We start from the raw sequence: 19439 nt of genomic DNA, 5'->3' as shown, positions 1-19439 counted from the left end.
ACCCGGTTCGGCGGGAATCGCCACCGCCGGGGACCGGCGCGCGGAGGCCGGGGCCGCCCGGCACGACGCCGGTGCGACCCCTGGTACCTCGATCAGCTCTCAGGCGATCGGGCACCTCCACGCGTCAGCGCGGGTAGTTGAAGCAGGACGATGCCGACCGGGGGCAGTCCGCCCAGGCGTGGCCGGCATGGGTCCTGTCGTAGACATCGATCACCACTTCGGTGATGCCGCCGGAGATCCCGCTGCCGTCGAGCTGGATGTTGCCGTACGAGATCCACCGCCCCGCCGACGAGGACGAGCACTGGTCTCCGACGTCGAAGGAGTCGACGCGCGTGCCGCCCTGCCAGGCCTCGACGGTGAAGGTGGCGCACTCGCGGGGGGCGATGTAGAAGCGGACGGACGTCAGCGTGACCGACCGGTTGTACCAGGAGATCCCGCCCAGCACCTGAGCCCCGACCGCACCCGTCCCACCGCCGTGGACGGACGCGGTGTTGAAGCCGCTCGGGGCCGCGCTGGCCGCCGAACTCAGTCCCAGGAGCGAGGCCGTGGCCACGCCGATCGTGAACCCGATGTGCAGCAACCGTCGTCCCAGCATCGTCTCTCCCTCACGTCGCGGTTCCGCCCGCTGCCGCCGGGCAGTCCCGCACAACCTACCGATCCCTGACGACCCGGGAGAAGAGTGGCCGTCGGGTGCGGCCGGTCCGGTCAATCCAACGGGTCGCTGAGGCCGCGCTCGTACGCGGCGAGGGTCTCGAGGAACATCCGCCGCTGCGCCGCGTCGAGCGGGGCGAGGGCGGAGCGCCAGGCGTCCGCGCTGCGGCCGAGCCATCCGTCGATCGCGGCGGCGTGCGCCGGCGCGATGGAGACGATCTTGCGCCTTCGGTCGGCCGGGTCCTCGACCCGTTCCAGTACGCCCTTCCTCGTCAAGTCCCCCACCATGAGGCTCACGGTCGTCGGGGCGACCTCCAGGCGGGCGGCGAGCTCGTTGACGCTCAGCGACCCGTCGAACAGGAGGTAGGCGAGCAGCGAGAGGTGACGCGGCGCGAGCGTGAGTGTCTGCAGCTCGTCGGGAATCCTGATGCGCTTCACCCGCGAGACCATCCGAGGCATGAGCAGCAACAACGTGCGCACGGCATCGCAGCGGGGCGTTGATCACGATCTCGGTCCGGTGGCGGACGAGGGCGTCCGGGACGACGCCCTCGCCGCGGCAGGTGAGGGAGGCGCCGGGGTGGGAGCCCTTGGAGGGTGGGGAGTCGGCGGACGCGACGGCACCGGCGGGTGCGGCGGCGGTGCCGACCTGTCCGGGCTCGTACACGCCCTGCGCGACTGGGCCTTGACGGGCCCTCAGCGGTGCTTCCTCGTCTACGGCACGCCCGTCCCCGGCTACCAGGCACCCGCGGACACCCCCGCCGTCTCCTCCGAGATCATGACGACGCTGCTCGACACGTGCGCGGCGCTCCCCCAAGGGGGCGCCGCGACCTCGTTCGGCGGTTACCTGGAGGACCATCGGGACTGGGCCGCCGGCCATCCCGCCCCGCCCGAGAGCCGGCCGAACTCGACGAGCTGCTCGCACCCCGGCCCTGAGGCCGGACGCGGGGGGCTTAAGGCGTGCGGAAGCCGCGGAAGGTCACGTGCTTGCGCGTCTCGAAGCCGAGCTTCTCGTAGAGGGCGATCGCGCCGGTGTTCGCTTCGGCGACATGGAGGAAGGGCCCTTCGCCCCGCGCCTCGATGCGTGCCGCGAGCGCTCCGACCAGGCGGGCCCCGTGACCCTGCCCGCGGGCCTCGGGCGCGGTGCAGACGGCGCTGATCTCGGTCCATCCCGGAGGCCGGAGCCGCTCGCCGGCCATGGCCACCAGCGTGCCCTTCTCCCGGATGCCGAGATAGGTGCCGAGTTCGGGGGTGCGGGACCAGAACGGGCCGGGCCGGGTGCGTTCGACGAGGTCCAGCATCTCGGGCAGGCTGTCCGCACCCAGTTCGACCACGCGGTCGTCCGTCTCGTCTCCCGGACGCCCGGAGGCACCGCCGTCCGGCCGGATCATCTGGCGGCCTTCCAGGACGAAGACGGGCTCCCAGTCCGACGGCGGGAGAACCGGGCAGCTGAACATGTCGGCGAACTCGCCCCGGCCGAGGAGTTCGGTGAGGTCGGCCCACCTCGCCGGGTCCGGGTCGGTGGAGACGGCGGCGAAGGTCGATACGTCCGGCAGATAGGTGGCGGCCCGGCCGACGCGGCGGGCGAGATGCGCGTGACGGCCCCGGAGGGACTCACCCACGGGGTCGTCCAGGACGTAGGGATCGCGACCCGCCATCGTGTTGTCCCTCTCAAGCTCCGTGCCGAACGGGGAAGGCGGTCACCGTGGGAGACCTCCTCGCGGACGAAGTCTAAGGGGGCCGGGACGCCGCCCCGCGGGCCGGGTCCACCCGACCTCCGCCCGCCGCACCGCACGCCATGTGCCCAAGGAGTGGGCGGACCGCTACCGGGGCGCATTCGACGAGGGCTGGGACGCCTACCGCGCCGGTACCTTCGACCGGCAGAAGCAGCTGGGTGTCATGCCGCCGGACGCCGAGCTCTCCCCGCGTGACCCGGATGTACCGCCCTGGGAGTCCCTGTCGCCGGACGCGCGCCGGCTGGCCGCGCGGATGATGGAGGTGTTCGCCGGGTTCCTCTCCCACACCGACCACCAGATCGGACGGCTGCTGGACTTCCTCAAGGAGATCGGCGAGCTCGACAACACGCTGGTCATGGTGGTTTCCGACAACGGCGCGAGTGCCGAGGGCGGGGTCACCGGCACCACCAACGAGCTGCAATTCTTCAACAACGCACCGGAGTCGCTGGAGGAGAGCCTGGCTCGGATCGACGAGATCGGCGGCCCGGAGACGTTCAACCACTATCCGTGGGGCTGGACGTGGGCGGGCAACACACCGTTCAGGCGGTGGAAGCGGGAGACCTACCGCGGCGGTGTCAGCGACCCGTTCCTGGTCCACTGGCCTCGCGGTATCCAGGCCCGCGGCGAGATCCGGCACCAATTCGCGCACATCATCGACATGGTCCCCACCGTGCTCGACGTGCTGGGCGTCGAGCCGCCCGCGACCATCCGCGGGGTCACCCAGTCGCCACTGCACGGGGTCAGCTTCGCCCACACCTTCGACGACCCCGCCGCCCCGACCCGTCACCGCACCCAGTACTACGAGATGCTCGGCCACCGGGCGATCGACCACGACGGGTGGCGCGCGGTCTGCCCCTGGCCCGGCCCCTCGTTCGCCGAGGCCGGGCGCCCGTTCGGCACCCCGATCACGATGACGGACCTGGACGACCTCGACGCCCACCACTGGGAGCTCTACCACGTCGCCGAGGACGTCGCCGAGACCCGTGACGTCGCCGAGGAGAACCGCAGCCTCAGATCACCCAGGACCGGACCAGCTACACCTTCCGTCCCGGCACGCAGGTCCTCCCGGCCGCCGTCGCCCCCCGGGTCCTCAACCGGCCGCACAGCGTCACCGCCGACGTGGAGATCCCGGCCGACGGCGCCGAGGGAGTCCTGCTCTGCCAGGGCACCAACGCCGGCGGCTGGTCCTTCTACGTGAAGGACGGCCACCTGCACTACGCCCACAACTACGTGCGCCGCGCTCTGCACCACGTGGCCTCCGCCGAGCGCTTGCCCGAGGGCCGCCACGCGCTCCGCTTCGAGTTCGAGCCCACCGGGAAGCCGGACATCGCCCACGGCAAGGGCGCGCCCGGTCGCGCCCAGCTCTACGTCGACGACCGCCTGGTCGGCGAGACCGAGATGCCGTACACCACGCCGGTGGCCTTCAACCCCGGCGGCATGTGCTGCGGCGCGAACCCGGAATCGGCGGTCGCCGCCTACCGGGCGCCGTTCCGGTACACCGGCACCCTGCACAGCGTCACGGTCGACATGTCCGGCGACCTGATCGTCGACGCCCCCAGCGAGATGCGCAGGCACATGGCCCGCCAGTAAGGGCCCGCAGGCCGGGCCTGCCGCTGGTGAGGGCCTTGTCCGGCCCCGGTGCGATCGCCGCGCGTTGGGCCGACCGGGCTGAGCTGAACCGGTTCGGAGCAGGGCTCCCGTGGGCCTGGCCGACATCGCCATAGGGTCGGACTCCGCATCCCTGCGCGAGGCAGGACGGTCCCCGGGGCGGCGGCCCGGCACGCTGCCGCCCGCCCCCTGGCGCGGGTCGCCCCGGCGACGAACAGGTGCCTGGTGTGAGGAGTGCGGATGAACGTCTGGGCCGTCCTGGTCGCCGGCGCTGTGGTCGTCGGATACGGGGCGCTCTCACGGCGCTTGTCGACCACGGCGCTCTCGGGACCGCTGGTGTTCATGCTCGCCGGTGTGGCGATCGGCCCGCTGGGCCTGGACCTGCTGGACCGCGCGAAGGATCCCGAGGTCACGCGGGCGCTGCTGGAAAGCGCACTGGTCCTCCTGTTGTTCGCGGACGCGGCGGGGATCAAGGCCCGGGACCTGCGCCGGGAGGAGTTCCTGCCGCTGCGGCTGCTCGCGATCGGCCTGCCGGCCACGATGGCTCTGGGATGGCTGGCGGCCTGGCCCCTGCTGCCGGGCCTGGGCGTGTGGGAGCTGGCCCTGGCCGCCGTCATCCTCGCGCCGACGGACGCCGCGCTCGGACAGCAGGCCTTCTCCAACAAGCGGGTGCCCCCGCTGATCCGCGGCGGCCTGACCATCGAATCCGGTCTGAACGACGGCCTGGCCCTGCCGTTCTTCGTCCTGGCACTCGCCGCGGCGGGCGAGGGCCACGGCCATCCGGGCGTCGCCGAGACGTTCCTGCGCGCGCTGCTGCTGAGCAGCGTGATCGGAGTCGCGGCCGGCTGGGGCGGGGCGAGCCTGTTGCGCTGGTCGCTCATGAGGGGATGGAGCAGCTCCGACTGGCGGCAGTTCCTCGTACTCGTCGTCCCGGTCATCGCGTACGTCCTGTGCGCCGAGAGCGAGGGCAGTGGCTTCATCGGCGCCTGGGTCGCCGGTCTGGCCTTCGGCATCCACCTGCGCCACACCCCCGCCGGTCTGGGCCTCCGTCCCGAGGACGCGGATCCCGCGCAGAGCACCGGCTTCACCGAACGCCTCGGCCTCCTGCTCGCCTCGCTCAGTTTCCTCGTCTTCGGCGCGGTCATCCTGGGACCGGCACTCGAGCACCTGACGTGGCGCGTGGTCGTCTACGCACTGCTCAGCCTGACCGTCATCCGTATGCTGCCCGTCGCACTCGCGCTGGCCGGCACCGGCCTACGCCCCGCGTCCGTCGCGTACATCGGCTGGTTCGGCCCGCGCGGACTCGCCTCCCTGGTGTTCGGCCTCCTCGCCCTGGAAGAACACCTGCCCGGGGGAACCCTGCTGAGCGAGGTCATCGCCGTGACCGTGGGCCTGAGCATCATCCTCCACGGAGCATCGGCGCCCTTCCTCGGGGAACGCTACGGCGCATGGTTCACCAGAACCCTCCGCGTCACACCGAACCTGCGGGAGAACGCACTCGCGGACCACGGGACCCCACGCCGGGAAGGTGGAGCATGAGCACGTCCGACATCGACTTCGAGGCGGTATTCAACGCCCTGCCCGGCGCCGTCGCCCTGCTCAGCCCTGACCTGGTGTTCGCCGACGCCAACGAGGCCTACCTGTCGCTGTCCGGCCGCACGCGTGAGGAGGTGATGGGCCGCTACCTGTTCGACGTCTTCCCCGACGATCCCGGCAACCCGGCCGCAAGCGGCATGCGCAACCTGCACGACTCCCTGCGCAGGGTCGCCTCCACCGGGGAAAGCGACAGCATGGCGCTCCAGCGCTACGACGTCGAGGACCCGGACCGGCCCGGGGAGTGGCAGGAGCGGTACTGGAGCCCGGTCAACGTCCCGGTGCTCGCTCCGGACGGCGCCGTGGCGCTGCTCCTCCACCGGGTGGAGGAGGTCACCGAGCTCATCCGCGCCCGCAGCACCGGCAGCACCCGCAACGGAGGTGACGGTGCCCGCGTCCTGGAGGCAGAGCTCTACACCCGCGCCCGCGAACTCCAGGAACTCAACCAGCGCCTGCGCGAGGCCCACGCCCGCGAACGCGAAGTCGCACTCCACCTCCAGCAGTCGATGCTGCCCGCGCCCGGCCCGCTCGGCCACCGCGCAGCGGTGCGCTACCGGCCCGCCACCGGCCCCCTCAACGTGTGCGGGGACTGGTACGACCTGATCGACCTGACCGACCTGCCCCACCGCGACCACACCGCCGTCGCCGTCGGTGACGTCGTCGGCCACGGGCTGCACGCCGCCGGCGTCATGGGTCAGCTCCGCAGCGCCCTGTCCGCCGCCTCCCGGGTGGCAGCCGGGCCCGCCAAGGCCCTTGAAGTCCTCGATCTGTACGCCCGCCATGTCGACGGCGCGGAGTCCGCCACCGCCGTTTCGGTCTTCGTCGACTGGGCCGGCCGGACCCTCACATACAGCAGCGCCGGTCACCCGCCGCCCGTCCTCTGTCACCCGGACGGCACCGTGACGTTCCTCGACGAGGCGACCGATCCTCCGCTCGGAGCCCGCCCCGAACACGTACCGCGCCCCCAGAGCCGGACCGGCTTCACCGACGGCTCCACTCTCGTCCTCTACACCGACGGACTCGTCGAGCGCCGCCACGAGGACATCGACACCGGCCTCCACCGGCTCGCCGACTCCCTCACGCGCCACCGCACCGCCGACCCCGACCAGCTCGCCGACGCCCTCCTGAGAGACCTGATCCCGCCGGCCGGCATCACCGACGACACCGCCCTGGTCGTCCTCCGCCTATGACCACAGCGGGTCACAACGGGCGGTCGTGGCCCTCCCAGTACGGGTCGCGGAGGCGGCGTTTGTACAGCTTGCCGTTCGGGTCGCGGGGCATCGTGGTGACGAAGTCGAGGGACTTGGGTCGCTTGAAGCCGGCGAGGTGGTCGGCGCAGTGGGCCAGGATCTCGTCGGCGAGCGCCGGGCCCGGCTCGTGCCCCTCGGCTGCCTCGACGACCGCTTTGACCTCCTCGCCCCAGTCGGCGTGCGGGATGCCGAAGGCGGCGGCGTCCGCGACGGCCGGGTGGGTGAGGAGCGCGGCCTCGATCTCGGCCGGGTAGATGTTGACCCCGCCGGAGATGATCATGTCGATCTTGCGGTCGCGGAGGAACAGGTAGCCGTCCTCGTCGAGGACGCCCAGGTCCCCGACGGTGAAGAAGTCGCCGATACGGTTCTTCGCCGTCTTCGCCTCGTCCTTGTGGTACTGGAATCCGCCGGTGTTCATCTTCAGGTAGACGGTGCCCACTTCGCCGGGCGGCAGGCGTTTCCCGTCGTCGTCGAAGACGGCGAGTTCGCTGATCGGCCAGGCCCTGCCGACCGTGCCGGGCTTCTTCAGCCACTCCTCGGCGGTGGCGAAGGCGCCGCCGCCCTCGCTGGCCGCGTAGTACTCCTCGACGCACCGGCCCCACCACTCGATCATCGCCCGCTTGACGTGCTCGGGGCAGGGCGCGGCGCCGTGGATGGCGTGGCGCATGGAGGAGACGTCGTACCGGTCCCGTAGCTCCTCGGGGAGGGACAGCAGGCGGTGGAACTGGGTCGGGACCATGTGGGTGTGGGTGCAGGCGTAGCGGTCGATCAGCCTCAGCATCTCCTCCGGCGTCCACCGGTCCATGAGGACGAGCGGATGCCCGATGTGCAGGGCCGCGGAGGCGAACTGGAGGACGGCGGTGTGGTAGAGGGGCGAGCACACGAGGTGGACGTTGCCGTCGGCGGGCCGGATGCCGAAGATGCCGAGGAAGCCGCCGAGCGGCGTCTCCTCGGGGAGCCTGCCGGGCAGCGGGCGGCGGATGCCCCGGGGCCGTCCGGTGGTCCCGGAGGTGTAGTTCATGACCCAGCCGAGCGTGCGGTCGGCGGGTGCGGAGCCGTCCTGGCCGTCGAGGAGTTCGGCGTACGGACGGAAGCCGGGGACCGCGCCGACGGCGTAGCGGTGGCTGGGGGCGAGCCCGGCCTCGTCGGCGGCGAGGGTCGCCGCCTCGGCGAACCGCTCGTGGGCCAGCAGGACCTTGGCGCCGGAGTCGGCGACGATCCAGGCGATCTCGGGGCCGACGAAGTGGTGGTTGACGGGGACCAGGTAGAACCCGGCCTGGGTGGCGGCGAGATGGGCGGTGAAGAACTCGGGGCCGTTGGGCAGGACGACGGCGAAGGCGTCGCCGCGTTCGAGTCCGGCGGCGCGCAGCCCGTGGACGAGCCGGTTGGCCTCGGTGTGCAGCCGGCCGGCGGTCCACTCCTCGCCGTCGGGCGCGACGAGGACTGTTCGGCCCGGGTCCGCGGCCGCCTGGGCCCAGAATCCGGTGGTCGCCTGGCTCATGCCTCGCTCCGTCCCGCGATGCGGTTGATGCGGTCGACGGCCTTCTCGAAGCCCCGGGTGAGCTCGTCGACGACCTGCTGGACACTGCGCTCGGAGTTCATGCGGCCGACGATCTGCCCGACAGGCGTGCCGAGGAGGGGATCGACCTCGTACTTCTGGATACGGGAGACGGCCTCGGCCACCAGGAGTCCCTGGAGCGGCATGGGGAGCGGGCCGGGGCCGGCCGGGTCGTCCCAGGTGTCGGTCCACTCGGTACGGAGCTGGCGCGCGGGCTTGCCGGTCAGCGCGCGGGAGCGGACCGTGTCGCCGGAGCCCGCGGCGAGGAGCTTGGCGGTCAGGGCGCGCGAGTGCAGGTCGGCCTCGGTGGTGGTGAGCCAGATCGAGCCGAGCCAGACGCCCTGGGCGCCGAGGGCGAGTCCGGCGGCGATCTGCTCTCCGCTGCCGATGCCGCCGGCGGCGAGCACGGGCAGCGGGGACACCGCCTCGACGACCTCGGGGGTGAGGACCATGGACGCGATCTCGCCGGTGTGGCCGCCCGCCTCGTATCCCTGGGCGACGACGACGTCGATGCCGGCCTCGGCGTGGTGGCGGGCGTGCCGGGCGCTGCCCGCGAGGGCGGCGACGAGGACCCCGTGGTCGTGGGCGCGGGCGACGACGTCCGGGGGCGGGGAGCCGAGGGCGTTGGCGAGCAGTTTGATGGGGTAGTCGAAGGCGACGTCGAGCTGGCCGCGGGCGACCTGCTCCATCCAGCCGGTGATGCGCCACCCGGAGGCCTCGCCCTCGGCGAGTTCGGGCACGCCGTGTTTGGCGAGGGTCGCGCGGACGAACGCGCGGTGCTCCTCGGGGATCATGGCCTCGACGTCCGCCTCACTCACGCCCTCGACCTTCTTCGCCGGCATCACGACGTCGAGGCCGTACGGCAGCCCGTCCGTGTGCTCCTGCATCCAGTCGAGGTCGCGGGCGAGATCGTCGGGCGCGGTGTAGCGGACCGCGCCGAGAACTCCGAATCCGCCGGCTCTGGTGAGGGCGGCGGCCACCGCGGGGAAGGGCGTGAAGCCGAAGATGGCGTGCTCGATCCCCAGGGTGCGACTCAGCTCCGTCTTCATGGGCGGCAGGATGCCGCAGTGGCGCGGCGGAGGGAAGAGATTTTCTGATGCCACGTCAGATTCTTTTGCCGCCGCGCCGAGCGGCACGTTGACGTTTCGTCGCGGCGCGTCGTGGGAGAGGGTGGGCATGACGGAGCATGCGACAGCACGAGACGGAGTTCTGAGCCGCCGCGCGTTCGGCGGCGGGGTACTGGCACTGGGAGGTGCGGTGATGATCGGTGCGGTGCCGGGGGCCGCGGCGGCGGCCGGCCCGGGGACTGCGACGCGGCGGACGACCCTGCAGCGCGGGTCGGCCGAGCGGGCCGGACTGCTCCCGGACCACCTGGACCGGCTGGTCACGGACGCCGAGACCTTCCTCGCCCCCTCCCCCACGCACCCCTGGTACGCGGGGGCCGTGTTGCTCGCCGGGCGCGGCGGGACCGTCGCCCTGCACCGGCCGATCGGCTCCGCCGTCCGCTACTCCGCGTACGACGAGAAGACGGACACGGGCATCGAGCTGCCGCCGGGCGAGCAGCTCCCGATGACCGAGGACACCGTCTTCGACCTGGCGTCGGTCTCGAAGCTCTTCACCTCGATCCTGGCGGTGCAGCAGATCGAGCGCGGGACCCTGGAGCTGGAGGCGAAGGTCACCGCGTACCTCCCGGAGTTCGGGGGCGGCGGGAAGCAGGACATCACGGTACGTCACCTGCTCACGCACACCTCGGGGTTCCGGTCCTGGATCCCGCTCTACCGGGAGCCGACCCGGGAGGGGAAGCTGCGACTGCTCTGGAACGAGGTCCCGGCGAACGCGCCGGGTTCCACGTACCTCTACTCCGATCTGAATCTGATCTCCCTTCAGCTGATCCTGGAGGAGATCACCGGTCATGGTCTGGAAGTCCTGCTCCACGACGAGATCACTGCTCCGCTCGGGATGCACCGCACTCGTTTCAATCCACCGCTCTCCTGGCGGCCCGACATCGCCGCCACCGAGGACGCCCGGCGTCCCTGGTCGGGTCTCGACCGGGGCATGGTGTGGGGCGAGGTACACGACGAGAACGCCTACAGCCTGGGCGGGGTCGCGGGCCACGCCGGGGTGTTCTCCCGCGCTTGGGACCTCGCGATCCTGGCCCGTACCCTCCTCAACGGCGGCGCGTACGGCCGGGCCCGCATCCTCTCCCCCGAGTCCGTCGACCTGATGTTCACCGACTTCAACACCGCCTTCCCCGGCGACGAGCACGGCCTCGGCTTCGAGCTCTACCAGCACTGGTACATGGGCGCGATGGCCACCCCGCGCACGGCCGGCCACACCGGATTCACCGGCACCAGCCTCGTCCTCGACCCGACGACCGACGCCTTCCTGATCGTCCTCGGCAACTCGGTCCACCCGGTGCGCTCGTGGCGCTCCGGCTCGGCGCCCCGGGTCGCCGCGGCGAACCACCTGGCCCGCGCCGTCCCCGTCCGCCCCGCCCGGGGCCGCGCCGCCTGGTTCTCCGGCATGGCGAGCGCCACGACGGCCACGCTGACGCTCCCCCAGGTGCCGGGCGCGGCACGCCTGGAGTGTGCCCTGTGGTGGGACACCGAGCCGCACGCCGACCCCGTCGCCCTGGAGACCTCGGCCGACGGAGGTACGACCTGGCGGCCGGTGCCCTTCACCACCGGCGGCGGCACCGCGCACCCGACGGGCACGGTCGGCGGCTGGTCCGGCCGCGTCTGGCACACCGTGTCGGCACCGCTGCCCGGGACGGACTCGCTCCTGCGCTGGCGGTACACCACGGACCAGCGGTACGTGGGGCGGGGCGTGTACGTGGACGGGGTGCGGCTTCTCGACGCGGCGGGGCGCCCCGTGTTCGACGAGGCGCGGCCGGCGGACGGGGCCCGGATCGAGGCGAACGGCTGGGCCAGGTCGGCCGATTGAGCCCGCACGGACCGGGGGCCCGGACCTCGGGGCGGACTGCGCACAAGTGATCACATGAGGTAGCGTCCCCGCCGGGAGATCTCACCGGGGGGATGGGACGAACGCCTAGGCGAGCGTCCGTCGCGTCGCCCGTTCGCGGTGGCCTTCCGCTCCGCGGGGGTCGCCGCAACCGGCCCGCTGACGAACGCGGCACAACCGCTTCGAGGCCCAGCCGCCCCCATCGTCCTTCGCCCTCGCCTTCACACCGAGGTGTTCCTTCATGCTGCCCCTGTCCGAGCGCCGTCCACCGGGCGCTCGCCGCTTCGCGCTGCCCGCATGGCTGTGCGCGCTCTCCCTCGCCGCCCTGGCCGCGGTCGTCCTCGCGGTCACGCCGCCGTCGCGCGCGGCCGCGTCGACGACGATCGCCCGCGCCACGACGACGGCCACGACCGCCTCCGCGGCGGCCTCGCTCACCACCCAGGTGTCCACCACGCCGTTCAAGGCGCGCGAGAACTACTACTGCACGCGCATACCGGCCCTCGTCACCAGCAAGACGGGTGTCCTCCTCGCCTTCGCCGAGGGCCGCACGCGGCTGACGACGACCGGCTGCCACGACGTCGGCGACAACGACCTCGTGCTCAAGCGGTCCCTCGACGGCGGTGCGACCTGGGAGGCCCTCCAGGTCGTCGTCGGCGCGGGCGACGCGCTCGCCCACGGCAACCCCGCCCCGGTCGTGGACGCGGTCACCGGCCGGATCACGCTGCTGTACTCCAGCAGCGACTGGAACCGTGACGCGGCCAAGCCCTCGCGCAGCGGCTTCCCCCGCACCGTCCACGCCGTCCACAGCACGGACAACGGTCTGACCTGGTCCCCGAGCGTCGAGCTGCCGCAGCTGAAGGCCGCGGGGTGGAGCTGGGTGTCCACCGGCCCCGGCCACGGCATCCAGCTCGACCGCGGCCCGCACCACGGCCGGCTGATCGTGCCCGGCGACCACACGGCGGGGAGCAACACCACCGCGGGCGCCCACCTGTCCTACAGCGACGACGGCGGCTTGACCTGGCAGCTCGGCGCCACCACCACCCCCGTGGCCAAGTCCGGTTCGTACCCGGCGGAGTTGACGGTCGCCCAGACCGTCGACGGCGGCGTGTACGTCAACGCGCGCAACTCCGAGCCCACCCGCTGCGCCACCAACGAGCACCGGCTGGAGACCACGAGCGCCGACGGCGGCGCCTCCTTCGCCGCGCCCTTCACCCCGGTGGCCAACCTCGACACGTCCCCGACGTTCGGCTCGCTGCTGCGGCTGCACGCCCAGGACCGCGACGGCAAGCCGAACCGGCTCCTCTACTCGGGTCCCTCGCGCCTCGGCCCCAGCCCGCTGGAGGACCGGCGCGAACTGGCCGTCCGCTCCTCGTACGACGAGGGGAAGACCTGGAAGACCGTCGGCACCCTGATCTCCGCGGCCCGCACCGGCTACTCCGATCTGACGGCGCTGCCGAACGACTCCGTCGGCGTCCTGTACGAGACCGCCGGAAACATCCCGCACGGCAACGTCGCCTTCACGGCCTTCACCGAGGGCGCCATGGACACCGCCGCGACGGAGCTGCGCCGCCCGCGCACCGCCGACACCCGCGAGCGCCCCGCCGGCGAGCCCGGCAACCACGCCGTCATCCACGGCGGGGCCGCGCTCGGAGCCCGCGGCAGCGGCAAGGCCATGGAGTTCGACGGCCAGGACGACTACCTGCGTCTCGTCTGCTCGCCCTCCCTCCGGGTCGACGACCGGAACTTCACCGTCACGGCCTGGTTCCGGCACACGGCCACCACCGGCACGCTGCCGATCGTCTGGGCGTACGGGATGCCCGGCACCGACCCGCTGAAGAAGGGGCGGCACTTCTCGGTCCGGGCCGAACCCGGCACCGGAACCGCCGACGTCCTGCGGGCGACCGTCGGCACGGACATCGGTTCCACGGAGGTGACGCTGCCCTCCTCGTACAACGACGGCGGTTGGCACCACGTCGTGTTCACCCGCGACGGCCTCACCCTCGGCCTCTCGGTGGACGGCGGCGTTCCCGCCACGGCCGTCATGCCCGCGGGCAACTCGGCGACGGAACGGAACCTCACCCCCACCGGCGAGTTCACCATCCACATTGCGGCCCGGCCCGACTTCCCCAACCAGCCGGCCGGGGTCGCGCAGCTCTTCCGCGGCACGCTGGACGACGTGCGTCTCTTCCAGCGGGCACTGACCCCGGACGAGGCCACCCTGGTGAGGGACGGCTCCCTCGCCGTGGCCACCGCGGACGAGCGTCTCCGCCTCGGTTTCTCCACCATCTGGTAGCCGCGCGACGACCCATCCGGCGGGCGGACACCGTCCGCCGGAAAGGTCAGTCGCCGGCCTGCGACGCCGCGCGCAGGGCGGTCAGTACGGGGCTGATCAGGGGGTGGTCCTCCGCGCCTCGCCGGACGGCGGCGAAGACCCTGCGGGTCGGGGCGACGCCGTCGATCGGTCGGACGTGCACGCCCGTCAGCTCCATGCCGCGCAGTGCCGACCGCGGCACGAGCGCCACGCCGGCGGACGACGACGCGAGGGCGACGACGGCGCGGAAGTCGTCGGACGAGTGCTCCGGGTTCAGGGTGAATCCGGCGTACTCGCAGGCCAGGACGGTCACGTCGTGACAGGGATTGCCGGCGGACTGGCCGATCCAGGCGTCCTTCGCGAGGTCGCCGAGCGCGACCCGCTCGCCGTCGGCGAGGGGGTGGCCGGGCGGCAGCACCGCGTCGAAGGGCTCCGCGTAGAGCGGGACGCGGGTGAGCCGGGCGTCGTCCTCGCCCGGAGCGCCCCGGTACTCGACGGCGACGGCCACGTCGACCTGTCGGTCGAGGACCATCATCAGGCTCTCGTCGCCCTCGGCGTCCCGCACCCGGACCCGGATGCCGGGGGCGGAGTCGGCCAGGGCACTGATGGCGGGGGCCACCACGAGCCCGATGCCGGTGGCGAAGGCGGCGACCGTGACCGTACCGGCCTCGCCGGAGCCGTAGGCGGCCAGTTCGGACTCGGCTCGCTCCAGCTGGGCGAGGACGGCGTTGGCGTGGCTGAGCAGGATCTCGCCGGCCGGGGTCAGCCGGACGCCCCGGGCGCTGCGGTCGACGAGCCGGTGGCCGGTCTCCTGCTCCAGGGCGGCGAGCTGCTGGGAGACGGCCGAGGGGGTGAGATAGAGCGCGGCGGCCGCCGCCGTGACCGTACGGTGGTCCGCCACCGCACGGAGGATGTGCAACCGCCGCGCTTCGATCATGCCCCTAGTCTCGCAGGCCGCGGGGCCTGCGCCCGCCTCAGCCCTGGAGGGCGGCGCGGGCCTCGACGAACGCGTCCACGGCCCGGTTCACGTCCTCCAGGGAGTGCGCGGCGGAGAGCTGTACGCGGATCCGGGCCTGGCCCTGCGGCACGACCGGGTACGAGAAGCCGATCACGTACACGCCGCGCTCCAGGAGGAGCTCGGCCATGCGCCCGGCCTCGGACGCGTCGCCGATCATGACCGGGGCGATGGCATGGTCGCCGGGGAGGATGTCGAAGCCCTCCTCGGTCATGCGGGAGCGGAAGAGCGCCGTGTTGGCGTTCAGGCGGTCGCGCAGGTCGCCGGCGGACTCCAGCAGGTCGAGGACCTTGAGGGAGGCGGCGGCGATGACCGGGGCGAGGGTGTTGGAGAAGAGGTACGGGCGGGAGCGCTGGCGCAGCAGGGCGACGATCTCGGCGCGGGCCGCGACGTAGCCGCCGGAGGCGCCGCCGAGGGCCTTGCCGAGGGTGCCGGTGATGATGTCGACGCGGTCCATGACGCCGTGCAGCTCGGGGGTGCCGCGGCCGCCGGGGCCGACGAAGCCGACCGCGTGCGAGTCGTCGACCATCACCATGGCGTCGTACCGCTCGGCCAGGTCGCAGATCTCGGCGAGCGGGGCGACGTAGCCGTCCATCGAGAAGACGCCGTCGGTGACGATCAGCTTGCGCCGGGCGCCGCCCGCGGTGGCCTCCTTGAGCTGCTGCTCCAGGTCGGCCATGTCGCGGTTGGCGTAGCGGAAGCGGCGGGCCTTGGAGAGGCGGATGCCGTCGATGATCGAGGCGTGGTTGAGGGCGTCGGAGATGACGGCGTCCTCGGCGCCGAGGATCGTCTCGAAGACGCCGCCGTTGGCGTCGAAGCAGGAGGAGTAGAGGATCGTGTCCTCCTGGCCGAGGAAGGCCGAGAGGCGCGCCTCCAGCTCCTTGTGCACCTCCTGCGTGCCGCAGATGAAGCGGACGGACGCCATGCCGTAGCCCCAGCGGTCGAGCGCCGCGTGGGCGGCGGTGACGACCTCGGGGTGGTCGGCCAGGCCCAGGTAGTTGTTGGCGCAGAAGTTCAGGACCTCGCCGGGGCGCCCGCCCGCGGTGACGGCGACGGTGGCCGACTGGGGGGTGCCGATCACGCGCTCGGGCTTGTGGAGCCCGGCCTGCCGGATCTCTTCGAGGGTGGTACGGATGTCGTCGCGTACGGAATCGAACATGGGTCAGGCTCCCGCAGTCCAGTCGAGGATGATCTTGCCGCTCTTGCCGGAGGCCGCGTCGTCGAAGGCGGCCTCGAAGTCGGAGTACGCGTACCGGCCGGTGACGACGGGGGCGAGGTCGAGACCGCCCTCCAGGAGCACCGACATCGCGTACCAGGTCTCGAACATCTCGCGGCCGTAGATGCCCTTGACCGTGATCATGGAGGTGACGATCTTCGCCCAGTCGACGGCGAAGTCCTCGCTGGGCAGGCCCAGCATGGCGATCTTTCCGCCGTTGGTCATGTTGGCGACCATGTCGCGCATGGCGTGCGGGTTGCCCGACATCTCCAGACCGACGTCGAAGCCCTCCTTGAGACCGAGGGTGCGCTGGCCGTCGGCGATGGTCTGCTCGGCGACGTTGAGGGCGAGGGTGACGCCCGTCTTGCGCGCCAGGTCGAGGCGCTCCTCGCTGACGTCGGTGATGACGACGTTGCGGGCGCCGGCGTGCTTGGCGACGGCGGCGGCCATGATGCCGATCGGGCCCGCGCCGGTGACGAGGACGTCCTCGCCGACGAGCGGGAAGGAGAGCGCCGTGTGCACGGCGTTGCCGAAGGGGTCGAAGATCGCGGCGATGTCGAGGTCGACGGGGACGCGGTGCACCCACACGTTGGAGGCGGGCAGCGCCACGTACTCGGCGAAGGCGCCGTCGCGGCCGACGCCGAGGCCGACGGTGGCGCGGCAGAGGTGGCGGCGGCCGGCCAGACAGTTGCGGCACTTGCCGCAGACGAGGTGGCCCTCGCCGCTGACCAGGTCGCCGACGGCGATGTCGACGACGTCACGGCCCACGGAGGCGACCTCGCCGACGAACTCGTGGCCGATCGTCAGCGGTGTGGCGATGGACTTCTGCGCCCAGCCGTCCCAGGAGCGGATGTGGAGGTCGGTGCCGCAGATACCGGTCCGCTTGACCTTGATCAGTACGTCCCCGGGGCCGGTCTCCGGCTCGGGCACGTCCGTGAGCCAGAGTCCCCGCTCCGCCTTCAGCTTGACCAGCGCCTTCAATGCATCGGCTCCCGACGTGCGTGTCCTGTGATGTGCGGGTCCGGGCACGGCTGAGCACCCAAGATCCCTGGAAGAGAATCTTCCGTACACGGGGCTCCTGGTCCATCGAGGATTTCTTAAGCGCGCTCGCAGATCAGCTTCACGCCCCAGGCGGGCGCGTTCCGCCGTCAACGTGCGACGGGGTTCGGGTCACCGTCCGAGGGCGCGCGCGGGTCACCGTCCGTGGGCGCGCCGGTCACCGTCCGAGGGCGGCCATCGCGGCGTTGTGGCCGGGGATGCCGCTGACTCCGCCGCCCCGGATGGCGCCCGCTCCGCACAGCAGCACGTTGGCGTGGCGGGTCTCGACGCCCCAGCGGCCCGCGCCCTCCTCCCCGTACGGGAAGGAGAGGTCGCGGTGGAAGATGTGGCCGCCGGGCAGGCGGAGTTCGCGTTCGAGGTCGAGCGGGGTCTTCGCCTCGATGCAGGGGCGGCCGTCCTCGTCGAGGGCGAGGCAGTCGGCGATCGGCTCGTCGAGGTGGGCGTCGAGCTGGGCGAGGGTGGTCTTGAGGAGTGCGGCGCGGGTGCCGTCGTTGTCCGCGGCGAACAGCCGGGCGGGCGTGTGCAGTCCGAAGAGGGTGAGGGTGTGGTGGCCCTCGGCGGCGAGTGATGGGCCGAGGATCGTCGGGTCGGTCAGGGAGTGGCAGTAGATCTCGGAGGGCGGGGCGGTGGGGAGGTGTCCCGCGGCGGCCTCGGCGTGGGCGGTGGCGAGCTGCCCGTACCCCTCGGCGATGTGGAAGGTCCCCGCGAAGGCCTCGCGCGGGTCGACGGAGCGGTCGCGGAGCCTCGGCAGCCGGGTGAGCAGCATGTTCACCTTGAGCTGGGCGCCTTCCGGGGGCGGCTGGGGCGTCTCGCCGAGCAGGCCTGCGAGCGCCTGCGGGGAGGCGTTGACGAGCACCTGCCCGGCCTCGACGGTGCCCTCGCCGTCGTCGGCCGTGCGGTAGGTGATGGCGGCACGGTGTCCGTCGGTCTCGATACGGGTGACCTCGTGGCCCGTGAGGATGCGGGCCCCGGCGGTGCGGGCCGCGTCCGCGAGCGCGTCGGTGAGGGCGCCCATGCCGCCGACGGGGACGTCCCAGTCGCCGGTGCCGCCGCCGATGACGTGGTAGAGGAAGCAGCGGTTCTGGAGCAGCGTGGGGTCGTGGGCGTCGGCGAAGGTGCCGATGAGGGCGTCGGTGAGGACGACTCCGCGCACGAGGTCGTCGGCGAAGGTCCGCTCGACGGTGACGCCGAGGGGTTCCTCGAAGAGCATTCGCCAGGTCTCGGCGTCGTCGACGCGGGCGCGGAGTGCGGCGCGGGCGGGCAGCGGCTCGGTGAGGGTGGGGAAGATGCGGCGGGCCGCCCGGCCGGTACGGCCGTAGAAGGCCTGCCAGGCCTCGTACGCGCGGTCGGAGCCGGTGAGCGCGGCGAAGGAGGCCCTGGTCCGGTCGGGCCCTCCGCCGACGAGGAGACCGCCGTCGCCCTTCGGGGTGTACGAGGAGACGGACCGCTTCCGTACGGCGAAACGCAGCCCCAGCTCCCGCGTGATCTTCTCGGGGAGGAGCGAGACGAGGTACGAGTACCGGGAGAGCCGGGCGTCGACCCCGGCGAAGGGCCGTGTGGAGACGGCCGCCCCACCGGTGGAGCCGAGCCGCTCCAGGACGAGGACGGACCGTCCGGCACGGGCCAGATAGGCGGCGGCGACGAGGCCGTTGTGACCGCCTCCGACGATCACGGCGTCGTACGCGGGGGGTGCGCCGGGGGCGCCGGGAAGCGGGGCACGGGCGGTCATGGCTCATGCTCACACGGCGTCGACGGGCCGGGGAAGACCGTGGAGCCGGGGGGCACCGGATGGCCGACGCCGCCGTAGGAGATGATCACCATATGGCCGAGATCATCTTGATGTCCGATCCGCGCGTCACCTCGATACCCGTGGCGGAGTGCGGCGAACGCCTCGTGGACGTCCGCCGCGACGGCGTACTGCTCGTCGACCCTCGCAAGCAGGACCCGGACGGGTCCTTCGCCCACCTGCGCGAAGGTGTCGTCGAGCGCCTGCTCACGGCCCAGTCCCTGCTCCCGGACGGGCTGAGGCTGCTGTTCGTCGAGGGGTACCGTCCGCCCGCCCTCCAGCGGGAGTACTTCGAGGAGTACACGGACGAGCTGCGCGCGCTCCACCCGGAGTGGCCGGCGGAGCGGATCCGTGCGGCCGCGAGCCGGTACGTGTCGCCGCCCGAGATCGCGCCGCACAGTGCGGGCGCGGCCGTCGACCTCACCCTGGTCGGGCCCGACGGACGTGAACTGGACCTGGGGACCCGGATGAACGCGGGGCCGGAGGAGAGCGCGGGAGCGTGCTACACCGACGCCGACTCGATCGGCGCCGAAGCCCGCGCGCACCGGGACCTGCTGGGTGCCGTCCTGACCGCCGCCGGCCTGGTGAACTACCCGACGGAGTGGTGGCACTGGTCCTTCGGGGACCGCTACTGGGCCCTCATGACCGGGAAGCCCGCGGCGCTCTACGGCCCGAAGGAGCCGGCCCCGGGCCGCTGA

Annotated in this window: 16 protein-coding genes and 1 pseudogene; 8 read left to right on the top strand and 9 right to left on the bottom strand. The window is 72.5% G+C overall.

Annotated features, from left to right (window positions below; genetic code table 11):
• Window positions 1-124: 124 nt before the first annotated feature.
• Window positions 125-595 carry a hypothetical protein gene (locus tag ACIBG6_RS03440; RefSeq protein WP_399220802.1) on the bottom strand — a complete coding sequence of 157 codons (471 nt, stop codon included), beginning with the start codon at window positions 593-595 and terminating at the stop codon, window positions 125-127.
• A gap of 110 nt (window positions 596-705) precedes the next feature.
• Window positions 706-1110, bottom strand: coding sequence for a MarR family winged helix-turn-helix transcriptional regulator (locus ACIBG6_RS03435; protein ID WP_399220801.1), 405 nt, complete (start codon window positions 1108-1110; stop codon window positions 706-708).
• 178 nt (window positions 1111-1288) lie between these two features.
• On the opposite strand from ACIBG6_RS03435, the pseudogene ACIBG6_RS03430 reads away from it, so the two are divergent.
• Window positions 1289-1540: pseudogene (locus ACIBG6_RS03430) on the top strand (TetR-like C-terminal domain-containing protein); the annotation flags it as partial.
• A 61-nt stretch (window positions 1541-1601) separates the two neighbouring features.
• Here ACIBG6_RS03430 and ACIBG6_RS03425 read toward each other — a convergent pair.
• The gene (locus ACIBG6_RS03425) at window positions 1602-2306 is read right to left on the bottom strand and encodes a GNAT family N-acetyltransferase (RefSeq protein ID WP_399220800.1); all 705 of its coding nucleotides are present in this window, start codon (window positions 2304-2306) and stop codon (window positions 1602-1604) included.
• 142 nt (window positions 2307-2448) lie between these two features.
• Here ACIBG6_RS03425 and ACIBG6_RS03420 point away from each other — a divergent pair, with 142 nt between their 5' ends.
• From ACIBG6_RS03420 to ACIBG6_RS03405, 4 genes are all read left to right on the top strand, one after another.
• A complete protein-coding gene (locus ACIBG6_RS03420; protein WP_399220799.1) occupies window positions 2449-3582 on the top strand; it encodes a sulfatase-like hydrolase/transferase in 1134 nt (377 codons plus the stop codon).
• On the top strand, window positions 3504-3974 hold the full coding sequence (locus tag ACIBG6_RS03415; protein WP_399220798.1) for a hypothetical protein: 471 nt from the start codon (window positions 3504-3506) through the stop codon (window positions 3972-3974). The genes ACIBG6_RS03420 and ACIBG6_RS03415 overlap by 79 nt, the downstream gene beginning before the upstream one ends.
• Before the next feature lie 258 nt (window positions 3975-4232).
• Window positions 4233-5531 (top strand): cation:proton antiporter, encoded by a 1299-nt coding sequence (locus tag ACIBG6_RS03410; protein WP_399220797.1) that lies wholly within the window; start codon window positions 4233-4235, stop codon window positions 5529-5531.
• Window positions 5528-6775 carry a PP2C family protein-serine/threonine phosphatase gene (locus ACIBG6_RS03405; protein ID WP_399220796.1) on the top strand — a complete coding sequence of 416 codons (1248 nt, stop codon included), beginning with the start codon at window positions 5528-5530 and terminating at the stop codon, window positions 6773-6775. The genes ACIBG6_RS03410 and ACIBG6_RS03405 overlap by 4 nt, the downstream gene beginning before the upstream one ends.
• Window positions 6776-6785: 10 nt before the next feature.
• Here ACIBG6_RS03405 and ACIBG6_RS03400 read toward each other — a convergent pair whose 3' ends face one another.
• Window positions 6786-8336 carry an acyl-CoA synthetase gene (locus ACIBG6_RS03400; protein WP_399220795.1) on the bottom strand — a complete coding sequence of 517 codons (1551 nt, stop codon included), beginning with the start codon at window positions 8334-8336 and terminating at the stop codon, window positions 6786-6788.
• The gene (locus tag ACIBG6_RS03395; protein ID WP_399220794.1) at window positions 8333-9442 is read right to left on the bottom strand and encodes an NAD(P)H-dependent flavin oxidoreductase; all 1110 of its coding nucleotides are present in this window, start codon (window positions 9440-9442) and stop codon (window positions 8333-8335) included. The genes ACIBG6_RS03400 and ACIBG6_RS03395 overlap by 4 nt, the downstream gene beginning before the upstream one ends.
• A 127-nt stretch (window positions 9443-9569) precedes the next feature.
• Between ACIBG6_RS03395 and ACIBG6_RS03390 the strand changes: the two genes are divergently transcribed.
• Window positions 9570-11336, top strand: coding sequence for a serine hydrolase (locus ACIBG6_RS03390; RefSeq protein WP_399220793.1), 1767 nt, complete (start codon window positions 9570-9572; stop codon window positions 11334-11336).
• A 259-nt stretch (window positions 11337-11595) separates the two neighbouring features.
• Window positions 11596-13647: an exo-alpha-sialidase gene (locus ACIBG6_RS03385; RefSeq protein WP_399220792.1), complete on the top strand. Its 2052-nt coding sequence runs from the start codon at window positions 11596-11598 to the stop codon at window positions 13645-13647.
• Between the two features lie 46 nt (window positions 13648-13693).
• On the opposite strand, the gene ACIBG6_RS03380 is transcribed toward ACIBG6_RS03385, so the two are convergent.
• The 4 genes from ACIBG6_RS03380 to ACIBG6_RS03365 all read right to left on the bottom strand — a co-directional run bounded on the left by ACIBG6_RS03380 (window position 13694) and on the right by ACIBG6_RS03365 (window position 18684).
• Window positions 13694-14602, bottom strand: coding sequence for a LysR family transcriptional regulator (locus ACIBG6_RS03380; RefSeq protein ID WP_399220791.1), 909 nt, complete (start codon window positions 14600-14602; stop codon window positions 13694-13696).
• Between the two features lie 37 nt (window positions 14603-14639).
• The gene (locus ACIBG6_RS03375) at window positions 14640-15839 is read right to left on the bottom strand and encodes a glycine C-acetyltransferase (protein ID WP_399220790.1); all 1200 of its coding nucleotides are present in this window, start codon (window positions 15837-15839) and stop codon (window positions 14640-14642) included.
• 3 nt (window positions 15840-15842) lie between these two features.
• Window positions 15843-16877 (bottom strand): L-threonine 3-dehydrogenase, encoded by a 1035-nt coding sequence (tdh, locus tag ACIBG6_RS03370; RefSeq protein WP_399220789.1) that lies wholly within the window; start codon window positions 16875-16877, stop codon window positions 15843-15845.
• Between the two features lie 235 nt (window positions 16878-17112).
• The gene (locus ACIBG6_RS03365; protein ID WP_399220788.1) at window positions 17113-18684 is read right to left on the bottom strand and encodes a phytoene desaturase family protein; all 1572 of its coding nucleotides are present in this window, start codon (window positions 18682-18684) and stop codon (window positions 17113-17115) included.
• Window positions 18685-18776: 92 nt separating this feature from the next.
• Here ACIBG6_RS03365 and ACIBG6_RS03360 point away from each other — a divergent pair, with 92 nt between their 5' ends.
• Window positions 18777-19439: a M15 family metallopeptidase gene (locus tag ACIBG6_RS03360; protein WP_399220787.1), complete on the top strand. Its 663-nt coding sequence runs from the start codon at window positions 18777-18779 to the stop codon at window positions 19437-19439.

This window comes from Streptomyces sp. NPDC050842, from assembly GCF_044456565.1.
Taxonomy (GTDB): Bacteria; Actinomycetota; Actinomycetes; order Streptomycetales; family Streptomycetaceae; genus Streptomyces.
Note: the sequence above shows the minus strand (reverse complement) of the source record. Positions and strands in the feature narration are given on the sequence as shown.

What these genes read in the sequence shown, in the direction of transcription:
- ACIBG6_RS03365 (WP_399220788.1), bottom strand. Translation starts at nt 18,684, where the DNA reads ATGACCGCCCGTGCCCCGCTTCCCGGCGCCCCCGGCGCACCCCCCGCG.
- ACIBG6_RS03375 (WP_399220790.1), bottom strand. Translation starts at nt 15,839, where the DNA reads ATGTTCGATTCCGTACGCGACGACATCCGTACCACCCTCGAAGAGATC.
- ACIBG6_RS03395 (WP_399220794.1), bottom strand. Translation starts at nt 9,442, where the DNA reads ATGAAGACGGAGCTGAGTCGCACCCTGGGGATCGAGCACGCCATCTTC.
- ACIBG6_RS03385 (WP_399220792.1), top strand. Translation starts at nt 11,596, where the DNA reads ATGCTGCCCCTGTCCGAGCGCCGTCCACCGGGCGCTCGCCGCTTCGCG.
- ACIBG6_RS03435 (WP_399220801.1), bottom strand. Translation starts at nt 1,110, where the DNA reads ATGCCTCGGATGGTCTCGCGGGTGAAGCGCATCAGGATTCCCGACGAG.
- ACIBG6_RS03360 (WP_399220787.1), top strand. Translation starts at nt 18,777, where the DNA reads ATGGCCGAGATCATCTTGATGTCCGATCCGCGCGTCACCTCGATACCC.
- ACIBG6_RS03400 (WP_399220795.1), bottom strand. Translation starts at nt 8,336, where the DNA reads ATGAGCCAGGCGACCACCGGATTCTGGGCCCAGGCGGCCGCGGACCCG.
- ACIBG6_RS03425 (WP_399220800.1), bottom strand. Translation starts at nt 2,306, where the DNA reads ATGGCGGGTCGCGATCCCTACGTCCTGGACGACCCCGTGGGTGAGTCC.
- ACIBG6_RS03390 (WP_399220793.1), top strand. Translation starts at nt 9,570, where the DNA reads ATGACGGAGCATGCGACAGCACGAGACGGAGTTCTGAGCCGCCGCGCG.
- ACIBG6_RS03405 (WP_399220796.1), top strand. Translation starts at nt 5,528, where the DNA reads ATGAGCACGTCCGACATCGACTTCGAGGCGGTATTCAACGCCCTGCCC.
- ACIBG6_RS03440 (WP_399220802.1), bottom strand. Translation starts at nt 595, where the DNA reads ATGCTGGGACGACGGTTGCTGCACATCGGGTTCACGATCGGCGTGGCC.
- ACIBG6_RS03410 (WP_399220797.1), top strand. Translation starts at nt 4,233, where the DNA reads ATGAACGTCTGGGCCGTCCTGGTCGCCGGCGCTGTGGTCGTCGGATAC.
- ACIBG6_RS03380 (WP_399220791.1), bottom strand. Translation starts at nt 14,602, where the DNA reads ATGATCGAAGCGCGGCGGTTGCACATCCTCCGTGCGGTGGCGGACCAC.